General features: G+C 69.7%; 17 protein-coding genes and 1 tRNA gene. 9 read left to right on the top strand and 9 right to left on the bottom strand.

Annotated elements, in window-relative coordinates; genetic code table 11:
• The first annotated feature begins 48 nt into the window (after positions 1-48).
• From WMF27_RS41175 to WMF27_RS41165, 3 genes are all read left to right on the top strand, one after another.
• Positions 49-477: a calcium-binding protein gene (locus WMF27_RS41175; protein ID WP_437763428.1), complete on the top strand. Its 429-nt coding sequence runs from the start codon at positions 49-51 to the stop codon at positions 475-477.
• A gap of 323 nt (positions 478-800) precedes the next feature.
• The gene (locus tag WMF27_RS41170; protein ID WP_437763429.1) at positions 801-1,244 is read left to right on the top strand and encodes a hypothetical protein; all 444 of its coding nucleotides are present in this window, start codon (positions 801-803) and stop codon (positions 1,242-1,244) included.
• Between the two features lie 171 nt (positions 1,245-1,415).
• Entirely contained in the window at positions 1,416-2,021 is a 606-nt protein-coding gene (locus WMF27_RS41165) for a LexA family protein (protein ID WP_437763430.1), read from the top strand.
• Positions 2,022-2,036: 15 nt separating this feature from the next.
• Here WMF27_RS41165 and WMF27_RS41160 read toward each other — a convergent pair whose 3' ends face one another.
• The 6 genes from WMF27_RS41160 to WMF27_RS41135 all read right to left on the bottom strand — a co-directional run bounded on the left by WMF27_RS41160 (position 2,037) and on the right by WMF27_RS41135 (position 4,827).
• The gene (locus WMF27_RS41160; protein WP_437763431.1) at positions 2,037-2,234 is read right to left on the bottom strand and encodes a hypothetical protein; all 198 of its coding nucleotides are present in this window, start codon (positions 2,232-2,234) and stop codon (positions 2,037-2,039) included.
• Positions 2,235-2,273: 39 nt separating this feature from the next.
• The gene (locus tag WMF27_RS41155) at positions 2,274-2,498 is read right to left on the bottom strand and encodes a DUF5131 family protein (RefSeq protein ID WP_437763432.1); all 225 of its coding nucleotides are present in this window, start codon (positions 2,496-2,498) and stop codon (positions 2,274-2,276) included.
• Between the two features lie 187 nt (positions 2,499-2,685).
• Positions 2,686-3,072: a hypothetical protein gene (locus WMF27_RS41150; RefSeq protein WP_437763433.1), complete on the bottom strand. Its 387-nt coding sequence runs from the start codon at positions 3,070-3,072 to the stop codon at positions 2,686-2,688.
• Between the two features lie 143 nt (positions 3,073-3,215).
• Complete coding sequence (locus WMF27_RS41145) at positions 3,216-3,716, bottom strand: hypothetical protein (RefSeq protein WP_437763434.1); 501 nt, start codon at positions 3,714-3,716, stop codon at positions 3,216-3,218.
• The gene (locus tag WMF27_RS41140) at positions 3,706-4,173 is read right to left on the bottom strand and encodes a hypothetical protein (RefSeq protein WP_437943478.1); all 468 of its coding nucleotides are present in this window, start codon (positions 4,171-4,173) and stop codon (positions 3,706-3,708) included. Before WMF27_RS41140 ends, WMF27_RS41145 begins: the two co-directional genes overlap by 11 nt.
• A gap of 231 nt (positions 4,174-4,404) precedes the next feature.
• Positions 4,405-4,827 (bottom strand): hypothetical protein, encoded by a 423-nt coding sequence (locus tag WMF27_RS41135; RefSeq protein ID WP_437763436.1) that lies wholly within the window; start codon positions 4,825-4,827, stop codon positions 4,405-4,407.
• Between the two features lie 429 nt (positions 4,828-5,256).
• Here WMF27_RS41135 and WMF27_RS41130 point away from each other — a divergent pair, with 429 nt between their 5' ends.
• The 4 genes from WMF27_RS41130 (at position 5,257) to WMF27_RS41115 (ending at position 7,775) form a co-directional block, all read left to right on the top strand.
• Positions 5,257-5,946: a hypothetical protein gene (locus tag WMF27_RS41130; RefSeq protein WP_437769998.1), complete on the top strand. Its 690-nt coding sequence runs from the start codon at positions 5,257-5,259 to the stop codon at positions 5,944-5,946.
• Between the two features lie 91 nt (positions 5,947-6,037).
• Positions 6,038-6,361: a hypothetical protein gene (locus WMF27_RS41125; protein WP_437763437.1), complete on the top strand. Its 324-nt coding sequence runs from the start codon at positions 6,038-6,040 to the stop codon at positions 6,359-6,361.
• Positions 6,358-6,672, top strand: coding sequence for a hypothetical protein (locus WMF27_RS41120; protein ID WP_437763438.1), 315 nt, complete (start codon positions 6,358-6,360; stop codon positions 6,670-6,672). Before WMF27_RS41125 ends, WMF27_RS41120 begins: the two co-directional genes overlap by 4 nt.
• A 5-nt stretch (positions 6,673-6,677) precedes the next feature.
• Positions 6,678-7,775 (top strand): tyrosine-type recombinase/integrase, encoded by a 1,098-nt coding sequence (locus WMF27_RS41115; RefSeq protein ID WP_437763439.1) that lies wholly within the window; start codon positions 6,678-6,680, stop codon positions 7,773-7,775.
• 93 nt (positions 7,776-7,868) lie between these two features.
• Here the strand turns inward: WMF27_RS41115 and WMF27_RS41110 are convergent.
• The 3 genes from WMF27_RS41110 to rpe all read right to left on the bottom strand — a co-directional run bounded on the left by WMF27_RS41110 (position 7,869) and on the right by rpe (position 10,422).
• A tRNA-Ser gene (locus WMF27_RS41110) sits at positions 7,869-7,955 on the bottom strand.
• Positions 7,956-8,128: 173 nt separating this feature from the next.
• Complete coding sequence (locus WMF27_RS41105) at positions 8,129-9,712, bottom strand: hypothetical protein (RefSeq protein ID WP_437763440.1); 1,584 nt, start codon at positions 9,710-9,712, stop codon at positions 8,129-8,131.
• Positions 9,709-10,422, bottom strand: a complete 714-nt coding sequence (gene rpe / locus WMF27_RS41100; RefSeq protein ID WP_437763441.1) for a ribulose-phosphate 3-epimerase — start codon at positions 10,420-10,422, stop codon at positions 9,709-9,711. The genes WMF27_RS41105 and rpe overlap by 4 nt, the downstream gene beginning before the upstream one ends.
• 175 nt (positions 10,423-10,597) lie before the next feature.
• Here rpe and WMF27_RS41095 point away from each other — a divergent pair, with 175 nt between their 5' ends.
• Together WMF27_RS41095 and WMF27_RS41090 are read left to right on the top strand one after the other, a co-directional pair.
• Positions 10,598-11,032 (top strand): GNAT family N-acetyltransferase, encoded by a 435-nt coding sequence (locus tag WMF27_RS41095; protein ID WP_012240797.1) that lies wholly within the window; start codon positions 10,598-10,600, stop codon positions 11,030-11,032.
• Between the two features lie 184 nt (positions 11,033-11,216).
• On the top strand, positions 11,217-11,720 hold the full coding sequence (locus WMF27_RS41090) for a cyclic nucleotide-binding domain-containing protein (RefSeq protein ID WP_437763442.1): 504 nt from the start codon (positions 11,217-11,219) through the stop codon (positions 11,718-11,720).
• Positions 11,721-11,722: the final 2 nt, after the last annotated feature.

Below are 11,722 nucleotides of genomic sequence, written 5' to 3'. Positions count from 1 at the left end.
GTGGCAGCCCGGCAGCTTGGCGTGCAGGCTCTCGCGAGGAGGTGCACCATGGTCACGCGAACCACGAAGAAACTAGCCGCGGCAAGGAGCACCGCGAAGAAGTCTGCTGCGAGCGAGCTCGTGGTAGCCCCCCGGCGCAGGCCAGCCCAAGGGACCAGGCCGAAGGTCGGCACCGCGCGCCTCAGGAAGCTCATCGAGGAGGCCACCGTCGATGCGTACAACGAGGAGGAGCAGCGCGTCGGTTTTCTTACGATGATCCAGGAGCACCTCGGGGTCCCCTTCGAGACGGACGTGCTCGGCGTGCCGGTTCAAGTCACTGGCGTCGACTTCAACGACGCGGACGAGATCGTCGCCATCTGCAAGCGCGGCGCGCTGGTGCAGCGCATTCCGGTGGTGGACCTGCCGCTGCCGAAGTCTCCCCCGGATGGGTTCGAGTGGATCGAGGCGTATCGCTTCTACCAGCGCGGTGGCGAATGACCTGAGCGCGGTGTTGGAACCCCCAACGGGAGAGCAACCGTGCTGCGCTTCATCGCGGCGGGCGGCGTCACACGGCTGCCGGCTGGTTGGCGGCTGAGGGCGGGACGGTAGACCGCGCCCATGACGTTCGACATCCATCGCCCCCTGACCAACAAGCAGGGCGAGCTCGACGAGGATGTTGCGGGGGAGTTCGAGGCCCTGCTCATGCAACGCCTTGCCGACTCGCCCGAGGCGAAACCGATCCTGGAGCGCACCGGCGGCCTGGGCTGGGCAGGCTCGGTGCTGGAATACGGCGGATCTATGAGGGCGTCACCGTCACGACGATGGGCAAACGGGAGCTCTCGCGCGTCCTGCTCGACGTCTTCCCCCGTAAGGTCTCCTGTGAGCCGTCATCGGCGCCAGAGATCGTCGAAGAGCTTCGGGCGTTCTGGTCGTTCGCGCGTCGCGAGTTCGGCCTGCCGAACGCGGACGAATGCCTCGCCATCCTCAACGAGGAGATGAGCCGGACCATGGAGCGCGAACTCGCCGACTCCAGGAACTTCGGCATGGCCAAGTCGTTCGTGATGGGCGGGATGGCGGCGGGCTTCGACATGACCACCGAGGAGGGTATGGGCGCGTTCATGCGCGTCTACAACACCAGCCTACCTGCCGTCGCGCGTGGGCCGGCTCCCGCGCCCGAACGGCTGCGCCCGCCGACGCAGACGGGGAGGAACAAGAAAAAGGCCCAGCGGAAGGCGCAGCGGGTCAGCCGCCGGAAGAGCCGTTAAACGCGCAGTCAAGCCGTCGGCTCGCCGAAAGGGTCGAGCAGAGCGGTCGATGTCGCTCGAAAAGGTGCGGCAGACGTTGACGCCGGCGCCGGAACGGGACTCGTTTCACCGCATGGCGACCTCGCCCCCCGCGAAATATTCACCTGTTACTGAGGGCGCCCGCGTCACATCATGAAGAAGTCGCGCTTCGCCGAGACACAGGGCCGGTACCTGGCCTTCCTGCGCGCCTACACGGCCGTCCACGGGCACGCGCCCTCCGAAGCGGAGATGCAGCAGTTCTTCCGGGTGAGCCCGCCGTCCGTGCACCGGATGATCCTCGCCTTGGAGCAGCGGGGGCTGATCACGCGGGAGCCCGGCGTGGCCCGCTCGATACGGGTGCTCGTCCCCGCGGCGGAGCTGCCGCCGCTCGACGGCGGCGAGCCGGGCCCACCTGGACGGAGCGTCGCCGACTCGACCGACGATCCTCGGGAGCGCGCGATGATCGTGGAGCAGATGGGGCGCGAGGTGGTGAAGGTCATGCTCGCGCGGGCGATCGATATCGGAATCGACGACGCGAACAGCTTGCCGATGATCGCCGCCGCGGCGGACGCGGTGAAGAAGATGGTTCGCGAGGCCGGCATCGCGTCTCGGAGCGCGCGGCTCGTGCGGGAGCGAGTGCTCGACATCGCTGAAAAGGAGTACCTGTGCCTGTGCAGCGAACAGGACGAAGAGGGGGATCCCGAGGAAGACGCGGCGAGGTTCCGGGAGCTGCTCGAGCCCGAGGACGGGCATGAATGAAGCGGGCGGGTGCGGTCAGCGCGCCGCACTACTTGAGCGGGTTGTACTCCTTGTGCTCACCGCCTGCGGGGTGTCAGCGGGGAGCACCGGGCAGGCAACGTTCGGCATCTGACGCACGCGTAGATCGTCGGGCCACTCCTTCCAGTCGCCGCCGTGCTTGTCCAGCTTCATCGGCCGGTTGTTCTCGAAGGGCGCAGAGCCGAGCTGCTTCAAGAAATAGGCGACCTTCTCGCGGCGGCACTCCTCGCGGAGCTACCGCGCCCACACCGCATCAAACGCCCGCGCCCGCCGCTGATTGAACTGCTCGAGCGACAGCGCCGTGCTCCTCGCTACGGGACCGCTCTCACCGCCCTGGATCACCCACGCGATGCCGTCCAGCTTGCCGGTCAGGGAGATCGGCGTGTGCTGCGGCTCGACCGACAGGAACCTCGTCGTGGTCTCGTCGGCCACGGCGCGGGAGTACTCCACACGGTCCACGGGTTGCCTCGTCGGTGCTCGACTGCGAGAGAGCGCGCTTCTCATCCGAGATGATGGACTGGGAAGGCCGCACGCCGAGCCGGTGGCCATCGAATCCATGGGTGCTCGAGCATCACCGCGCACCGGTATGCAGCGGGAGCCGAATAGCTGGCTGCCTGGAGGGCACCTTTCGTCTTCGTCGAACCGATCACCGCGGTCGCGCCATCGCCGCTCGGTTCGATACGAGACGCGACATGAGCTGCGCCAGGATTCCCTCGTCCTCCGGACTGTATTCGCCCGCGGGGATGCCCTCGTGGATAGACGGCACCGGTTCACTTTCCGGCGCGGAGAGCGTGGCCGCCAGACGGCGCTCCAGCTGCTCACGCGTGCGATCTCCAGCGCGCCGGAGCTCCGCCTGGATCATCTCGACCACCTCGATGCGTACCGCGACGGCGATGCCGCCTTCGGCTCCGACGAGGTACTTCGGCCGGATGTCGCCGTCGCCGATGAACAGCATCTGCGCCTGCTCGGCCAGCTCGTCGAGCACGACGACCCGGTGCTGAAGCCGCTCGATCTCCACGAGCAGCTCCTTCACCGACGTGGTCCTTTGCGCACGCCCGCTCACCTTCGATTGCTCACGGCGTCGGCGCCGTGATGGCGCCCTTGCCCGGGAGGTTTCTGTCGAGCTCGGGGTCGCCTCGGACGGGGTGCTCTCGGTGGTGGTCTCGGGCGGCTTCGTCATCGGGCTCGTACCTCCCGGAACTTCAAGGCCGCCTCGATCCGCGGGCGGAGCGCATCGAACCGATCGCGGTCACCGCGCACGATCTCCTCGGCGAGCACGCGAGCACGATCCAGTCCGGCCGAGGGGAGACCGTCACGTTGAAGCAACCGCAGGAGACGATCCTCTTCCCGTCCGCCGTGCTTCCACGCGGTCGTGCGCACCTCCCGCTGCTCCCGGGTCCGCCTCCGCGAGCAGATGGAGCAGCTGAGCCCGCCGTGGCCGTCGGCGTAGAGGATCTCCTTCGGTCGGCCGCAGGACGGGCACAGCACTGCGAGGTGGTCACCACGGCCGCTCCTCTTGCGCCCGAGCGACACCCGCTGCGCCGCCGGTACGCCTCCCGGCGGCGCCAGGACGCAGACGTCGACGTGGTTGACCTTCCAGATCTGGTCGCCCAGCACGCGCCGCACGTCCTCGATCCGCAGCTCGCCAAGTCGGGCAAGGGGCGCATCAAGTCTCATCGCGCCCTCCCTGAAGCTCGAGGAACCTGCGCTGGGCTCGGAGGGAGGTGGCGGTCGTGAGCACGTGCTCGACACGGCGTCCGATGGCACCCGCGACCTGGGTGACCTCGCGGAGCACCTTGCTGATGGCAAGCACCCCGCGCACGTCGCTGCTCACGGCTTCGCGGAGCTCGCGTGCCAGCTGCTCCTGCGCTTCGGACAGCTCGACGTAGATCGCGAGCTCGCGGCTGGCGACGTCGTACAGGAGCGTCTCGGCGGCGCTCGGGCGTGGGGCCGAGGCGAGCAAGAGCGCCCTGACCTCGTCCCGGCGCTGGGCGAAGGGATCGGCGGTGGGCGAGATCGTAGCCGGCGTCAGCCCCGAGGCGGTGCTCGCAGCAGGCTCGCCATGGGTGACGGTGCCGGACATGTTCCCCGGACCGCTGGCCGCATGGTTGGGCACCGCACGGCTCGAGAGCAAGGCTTCGAGAGCCGTATCAAGCCGACCCCGCTGCCCGCGCTCGGAAGGTTCCAACTTCGAGCGTGACGCGCCCTTGGTTCCGCGGCGCCTGTTCGGCGGTAGCCTCTGGCTCATCGTGATGATCCTCGCGGGCCCTGCCTGAGATTGTCGGTCATCGGGTCGAAGCGCCCTCACTGCGGGGGCATCGGCATGACGCGCCCCGCAGCTCGGTACTCAAGAGGTGATTCCTGCTCAGGGCGCCTGGGCAGCCGCGGCGTAGCGTCCCGTACGGTGGACCCGCTCGGCCGCGTCGGCGCATTTGTGGAGGATCTCGAGCGCCCTCGGATCGAGTGCAGGAGAAGCCGGTGTGATCGGTGCCGGCGGGCTCGGAGGAGCAGCGGGCGCAACCGCGGCCTCCACACCGTGGTCCATGCGGCTCGGAGGCGCCGCACGGCATCTCTCGAACGTCTCCGTGAGAGAGCCGCCTCCGCTCGCGTTCAGCCTCGCCACGGCCTCGGTGAGAGAGCCGCCTCCGCTCGCGTTCAGCCTCGCCACGGCCTCGGTGAGTGCGTGCAGGCCGATCGCCAGCTCGGCGGCCTTGGTGAGCGATTGGTCATACGCCACGAGCGGGATCTTCGTGCCCGTCGTGGGAGTCTTGGTCTCGATCTGTTCCATCGTCACTCCTCTTTCGTGGAAGACGCCTCAGCTGACAGCTTCAGCCGATGTCATTCGGCCACAATGATCCGCCGAAAGGGAAGAACCCCCCGGAGCACCACCGCGGCACCTACAACGAGGTGGGCCAGCGGTGTTCTGAAGCCGCCTTGTTTTCACGGCTGAATCGTCAGGTCGTTCTTCACGTTCTTGAACTACTTGCGGCACCGCCGGCCCGCGCTGCTCGGACCGAACGATGTGCATGAACGGGCCCAGACGGTGGCCGGTGTCGAGCGTCTCTTTCGCTAGCCTGAGCGCGATAAGCTTGCGCTCACTGGAGCCCCGGATCGTGCCACGCCCGTACGCGGCAGCACAGCTCGCAAGGTCCACGGGACCGACGCCCGAACGGGAGCCATCAAGGGGCGGCCGCGCGTAAGCTACGGCTCAAGCGCGATGAGCCCGAAGCGAGCCACACGGAAGAACAGGCGGGAGCGGTTCTCCAACAAGGAGAAGCTCCTCGCGCAGCTCCTTCCGCAGTGCGAGAGCGAGTACGAGAAGGCGTTCGGTCATCCCTGGAACGCCGGTCGCGTGGCTCGCGCCGAGGCCCTCACGCAGCGATGGAAGGTCGAGGCGGAAGCCTGGAGCGTGATGTACGAGTTCCGGAAGGCCGCGGCCAAGGCCCTGAAGTTCTTCGAGAGCGCTGGGCTCGAGTCGAGGTGGCCGGACTACGGGCTCTTCTACGCTTACAGGGTCAACAAGCTCGTGAAGCAGCGTCGCCGCTTCCTCCAGTCGCTCATGAACGATGTCCGGGAGGACTATGAGAGGCCGCCCGACAGGCGGCACTGGCTCGCCTGGACCATGAACTTCGCCAAGCCGAACGCGTTCGGGAAGCTGCCCGAGGATCTCCCCTACGGCCGGGAGCTCTCAAACCGCGAGCTCGCGATCCTGAGCATCCTGATGACCGACGGCGAGGAGGTCGACTTCACGACCGGCATGACCGTCGGCGGTGCGATCGAGCAGGAGTTGCGGCGGATGGCGAGGGCAGCGGAGCGGGCGCCGCTACGTCTGAAGAGGGTGAACTCGGGTTACGTGAGCGCGCCGCCCTCCGACGGAGAGGACAACGCGGGCGACGAGCCTGAGTAAGCCCTGCCGGGATCTGTGTGGCATCTCACGGAACAGTTCGCACGCGGACTGTTCCGTAGCTCGCGAACCCCCGGTCGCTAGCTTCGAGAGCATGAGCCAAGGGGCAAAGGATATCGGCCTTTCGGCCGAGGAACGGCGTACGCTGCACGCCCTCATCGAGGAGCTCGGCGAGCGCGCCGTCCTGGCCGAGCTGAGCGTGTCACGCCAAGCGCTGGGCCGGGCGCTCGCCGGCCTCAGCGTCCGCCGCGGCACCATCGCTCTCGTGCGCGCCGGCCTCGCCTCGCCGAACCTCCGCGCCAAGAGCGAGGAGCCTAAGGACGCGATCCACCTGGTCGGCAGCGCGGCGCCGCAGGGAGACGATTCGGTCACGACGAGCCAGGCGGAACGCTCGACGGGCTCGCGGAGGTCGCCGTGAGCAGCAACTCGTCCGCCAGCACCCTCCCGGGTCTGCGGGGCTGGGTCTGCATCAGGACCGCGGCCGAGTTCCTCGGCAAGTCGCCAGACGCGCTCCGCCGGAGCATCGAGCGCCACGTCGTCCGCGGCCCCGACGGCGCGCTGGAGGCGAACATCGACGGCGTCCGCGCCCGTAAGTTCTCGGGCCGCTGGCGCGTGAAGCTCAGCGCCGCGTGGCTCGCCGACGCCGGGAGCGACGACAAGAACGACGGCGCCCCATGTGCTACTTCTTCGCCTCGTCCCAGGCACGCGGTCCGGCCGGAAAGGAGCTGACCGGCATGACCGTGCGGCGAGACCGACGGCGCCCCAGGGGCCCCTGGATCATTGACTTTTCGTACAAGGACGCGCGCACCGGCGAGAAGAAGCGGTACTTCAGGAACGCTACCCTGCAGACTGCCGACGGTGCGCGGAAGGAAGAGCGGCGGCTGCTCGTCACCATCGCGGAGAAGGGCTACCTCCCCGATCAGGTGGACGAGGCGGAGCTCAAGCCGCCGAGGCCGGAGATGACCTTCGGCGAGGCCGTCGAGCTGTACAAGGCGACGCTCGCGCCGAAGCTCAAGCCCTCGACGCACATCGGGTACATGAAGAACGTCGACACGTACCTGCTGCCGCGCTTCGGATCGTGGCCGCTCAGCAAGATCGACAAGGCGGTAGTGACGGCGTTCGACCTCGAGCTCGCGCGGGAGAACCTCTCGGCGTCGACGCGGAACAACATCGTCATCCCGCTGCGCACGATCATCGGTAACGCGGTCGAGCTCGGCCACCACGACAAGAAGCCGGACTTCCCCAGGCTGAACCGGGTCAAGTCGAAGGTGTACGAGCCGCCCTCGCCCGAGATGGTCGACGCCGTGGTGGCCGCGGCGCCTCCGCACGTCCGTCCTGCGATCGCCCTCGCAGCCTACGCCGGCCTACGTGCCGGCGAGGTGCGCGGCCTCCGCTGGTGCGACGTGAACCTGGACACCGACCTGCTCGTCGTTCGGCAGGCCATCACCTGCGGCCAGGTCGTCGCGCCGAAGTCCGGGCACGAGCGGGGCATCCCGATCGCACCCGCGCTGAAGGAGATCCTCGTCGAGGCCAGCAAGAAGCCGCACAAGCCCACCGCCCCGGCGGCCCCCTCGAGCAAAGGGACGCCGTGGACCGAGGGCGGCCTGCGGCACGCCTTCAAGCGTGCGCTCGCTAAGGCGCAGGTGCCGGCCACCCGGCTCCACGCCCTGCGGCACTTCTTCATCACGGAGTGCTTCAAGGGCGGCGCCTCGGCTCCGACCGTGCAGCAGCTCGCCGGCCACCTGCACCTCTCGGTCACCCAGCGCTACGCGCACACCAACGACAACCTGAAGAAGGACGCGGTGCAGGTCTTCACGCGGCGGTCGGCGTAGCCTCGGCGTCGCCGTGTGAATGGCGTGTGAATGGACCCGCGAGGCTCACCAGGGAGCGCCCGAGCTCCTCGACGAAATCCTCAATGGTTTCAGCGGAGGAGAAGGGATTCGAACCCCTGGTTGAGTTGCCCCAACGGCGGTTTTCAAAACCGCTGCCTTCGACCGCTCGGCCACTCCTCCAAATACTCAGAACGACTTGCTTTTCTGCCTCTTCTACCGCCCCCTGTCAACGCCGCCCTGAGACCAGCACCCCTGCCCTGCTCCGGGCAGCCCCCTGCGCCCTCCAGTCCCGGCCCCGCCACTTCCGCCCCCACCGGCATCCCCCGCAGCCCCACCGCCCTCGCCCCCCGCCCTTACTTCTCCCTCCCAACCGCCGCCCCCGCCAGCGCCCCGGCGCCCTGCCCCCCCACCCCGCCCTTCATCACCTCCGCCAGCCACTTCCCCGCGCCCGCGCACGTCCCCGCCGCGCTGACCTCCCCTCCCCCACCTCCCCCGCGCCTCGCGTACGGCCCCGCGACGATCGCCACGTCGCTCCCTCGCGCCGTCCACGCGATCGGCCCGAGCGCCTCCCGCCGCCGGCACACCTTCCCGAAGCGCCGCTCGATCAGCTTCCCCGCCTCTGCCGCATCGGCCACGCTGTCGAACCGCAGCCGCCACGCGAGCGCGAACTCTCTCCGCGACGGGTCCTCCGGATCATCCCGCCGCACCACCGCGAATCGATCCCCGCCCCACCCCGCCGCCGCGCCGATCGCGGCATCGCGGTGCGCATACGCCGCGAACGCGATGCGCAGCGCCTGCTCGCCCATCACGTCGTCGAAGACGACGCGGAACCCCGGGCCCAGCGCCGCGGCCGTCGGGACCGCCACCGCGACGGCGGGCTCCCGCGCGGCGAGCTTCTCCGGATGGAGCAGCTGCTCGGTGGTCTCCGGCAGCGCGCGCCAGACCGCATCCACCGAAGCCCACCCGCCGTCGCGGCGCAGCGCCTGCACGAACGCGAAGCCGTCCGTGTACGGCGCGCCCAGCGACTCCTGCAGCACGAGCGGCGTGTCGCCCACGGACGACAGCGCCGTCGACATCGCCACGAGCCTCCGGAGCATCGCCTCGTCGACCTGGAAGGCCGAGCCGACCAGCACGTCGAACATCGCGCTCATCGCCTCGCCCTCGACGAGCGCGTGCGTGGCCGCCAGCCGATCGCTGTCGCCGAGCTTGAAATCGAGCAGGCTCCCCAGCGAGAAGCTCTGGTCCTGGAGCGCGTGAACGAGCTCGTGCGCCAGCGTCTCCTCCGCCTCGGCCTCGCTGAGATCGTCGACGAGGTACATCGTCGCGTCCTCCGGCTCGTAGAAGCCCGCGATGCGGCCCTCGAGCAGGCGGTACATCCCGGCGGTGAAGTCGTAGTCGGCCGGGATGAGCTCGAGGGCCGCGAGCACCTCGCGCTGGTGATCGAGCACGCCCTCGGGGATCTCTCGCTCCACGTGCGCGCGCACCCGCTCCAGGATCTGCCCGCGCGCGAGCACGCGGCTCCGCACATCGCGGCGCACCGGCAGGCCGCGCGCCTTCGCCACGCGCGCGAGCACGCGCGCGATCTCGCCGTCGGTCAGGCGAGCCGCGTCCTCGTCGAGCTCGCCCGCATCCACCGGGCCTGCGCCCCCGGCCGGTCCAGGCGCGGCTGACGCCGCAGGGCGCGCCGCAGCCGAGGCCTGCGCTCGCGGCGGCGCCGCAGGCGCGGCCGCCGGCGCGCACCCGACCAGCGCAGCCGCCCCGACCACCCCGACCAGCCCAACCCCCCCGACCGGCCCCGCCGCCGCGAGCCCCGCCACCGCCGCGAGCGCCGCGCCGCGCCAGCGGCCGCGCTTCGACGTCACGCCCATCGCGCACGCCGCGCCCATCCCACAGGGCCCCTGACCCGCCGCGGCAGCGTCCTCGACGCGCCGGGTCACGACGGCTCCCTGGCGGGCGCGCGGAGCGCGCCGATCGCCTCGGCGTAGCGCGCCACGCGCGCATCGAACGGCAGATCCTCGCCCGGCGCCACCGCGCCGAACACCGCCGAGCCCGCGACGAGCGCCCGCGCCCCGGCGGCGATGACCTGCCCGGCAGTCGACGGGGCGACGCCGCCGTCGACCTCGAGCGCGATGTCCAGGCCTGCCTGGTCGATCGTCTGGCGCAGGCTCCGCAACTTCGTGAGCGCCCCCGGGATGAACCGCTGGCCGCCGAACCCGGGGTTGACGCTCATCACCAGCACCAGGTCGAGTTCCGCCATCACGTGCCGGATCGACTCCTCCGGCGTGTGGGGGTTCAGCACGACGCCCGGGCTCGCGCCTGCGTCCCTGATCTGCTGGAGCGTCCGGTGCAGGTGAGGCGACACCTCGACGTGGACCGAGATGCGATCGGCGCCGGCGGCCGCGAACTCCGCGACGTAGCGCTCGGGCTCGACGATCATCAGGTGGACATCGAGGGGAAGACGCGTCGCGGCGCGAACCGCGCGAACGACGAGCGGCCCGATCGTGATGTTTGGCACAAACCGGCCATCCATCACGTCAACGTGGATCCAGTCGGCGCCAGCGGCCTCGGCGGCTCGTACTTCCTCCGCGAGACGACCGAAGTCAGCCGACAGGATCGACGGAGCGACGATGATTTTCTCGTGACGCACAGGGTAGCGCTAGCAGGCGTGACGCGCGGCGGCTAGCCGAGCATCCCACGAGCGCGCTTACGGGGAGGCCGGCGCGGCTGCTAGGCTGCGCAGGTCTTCGCGAAGCGTTCGTGTCGTGCGCGCGGACGCTGCAGATCGAAGGCTGGGGATCCGAACCGCTCGAGTGAGGTGATGCATGGAGACACGGCCGCTGACGAAGCCCGACTACGACCGGATCGTGGGCGAGATCGATCGGTGGTGGGCAGGCCCGACCAGCGCGCTCGCGCACCCGATCTTCTTCTACGAGCTCGGCAGGCTCGCGCGGGTCGTCGAGGATCGCGGGCTGCTCGTCGGCTTCCTGCTCGGGTTCAGGTGCCCGGACGCGGCGGTCGGGTACGTGCACCTCGTCGGCATTCACCCGGACTATCGCCGCCGCGGCGTCGGCAGGATGCTCTACGCGGCGTTCGAGGAGGACTGCCGCCGCGAGGGCTGCCGGCAGCTCAAGGCGATCACGACGTTGGGCAACGAGGGCTCGGTGCGCTTCCACGCCGCGGTCGGTTGGTCGGCGGCCGAGGTCGAGGACTACGCCGGGCCTGGGCGTCCGCGGATCGTGTTCACCAAGGACCTCTAGTGCGGCCTCTGGTGCAGATCGCGCGGAGCACGCTCGTGTTGCGGCGTCCGCTCTCGACGGGGTACATCTGCTCGGGACCGCGAGGTGGAGCGATGCGAGAAGGCGGGCATGTTCGCGACGTGGTGGTAGGCGGTGTCGGGTCAGCCGGCAGGACGGTCGCCGCGGGCGCCCTCGGTGCATCCACGTGAGCCATCACCCTTCGCTGATCACGCAGCTGCGCGAGATCGGGCTGTTCGGAGGCCTGGGCGATCACGTCCTCCAGGGCCTCGCCGACACCCTGGAGCTGCTCGATCTGGAGCCGGGCGCCGTCGCCTTTCGCGAGGGCGACAGCGGCCGCGAGATGTTCGTGCTGCTCTCGGGGGAGATGGAAGTGCTCAAGCGCTCGAAGCGCGACGTCGAGGCGCGCGTCGCGGTCCTCGGGCCGAACGACTGGTTCGGCGAGATGTCGATCCTCGACGTGATGCCTCGCTCGGCGACCGTCCGGGCGATCGCCCCGTCGCGCTTGCTGCGCGTCACCGCGCACGATCTCGACGCCCTCTACCGGCGCGATCTCAAGTCGTACACGCTGCTGGTGCTGAACATCGCGCGCGAGATGTCGCGCCGCCTTCGCGTGGCGGACAGCCTGCTCGCCGAGCTGGTAGCGAACATGCTCGACGAGTACGCGCGGCCGCGGCGACCCGCGATCTGAGC

The organism is Sorangium sp. So ce281 (genome assembly GCF_051527395.1).
GTDB classification, from domain to species: Bacteria; Myxococcota_A; Polyangia; order Polyangiales; family Polyangiaceae; genus Sorangium; species Sorangium cellulosum_B.
The sequence above is the reverse complement of the archived record's forward strand: the minus strand, read 5'-3'. Positions and strand labels throughout refer to the sequence as shown.

Bases quoted from the DNA above. Each gene is read 5' to 3' on its own strand.
- WMF27_RS41175 (WP_437763428.1), top strand. From the start codon at position 49: ATGGTCACGCGAACCACGAAGAAACTAGCCGCGGCAAGGAGCACCGCG.
- WMF27_RS41115 (WP_437763439.1), top strand. From the start codon at position 6,678: ATGACCGTGCGGCGAGACCGACGGCGCCCCAGGGGCCCCTGGATCATT.
- WMF27_RS41145 (WP_437763434.1), bottom strand. From the start codon at position 3,716: ATGAGACTTGATGCGCCCCTTGCCCGACTTGGCGAGCTGCGGATCGAG.
- WMF27_RS41125 (WP_437763437.1), top strand. From the start codon at position 6,038: ATGAGCCAAGGGGCAAAGGATATCGGCCTTTCGGCCGAGGAACGGCGT.
- WMF27_RS41135 (WP_437763436.1), bottom strand. From the start codon at position 4,827: ATGGAACAGATCGAGACCAAGACTCCCACGACGGGCACGAAGATCCCG.
- WMF27_RS41130 (WP_437769998.1), top strand. From the start codon at position 5,257: ATGAGCCCGAAGCGAGCCACACGGAAGAACAGGCGGGAGCGGTTCTCC.
- WMF27_RS41170 (WP_437763429.1), top strand. From the start codon at position 801: ATGGGCAAACGGGAGCTCTCGCGCGTCCTGCTCGACGTCTTCCCCCGT.
- WMF27_RS41165 (WP_437763430.1), top strand. From the start codon at position 1,416: ATGAAGAAGTCGCGCTTCGCCGAGACACAGGGCCGGTACCTGGCCTTC.
- WMF27_RS41095 (WP_012240797.1), top strand. From the start codon at position 10,598: ATGGAGACACGGCCGCTGACGAAGCCCGACTACGACCGGATCGTGGGC.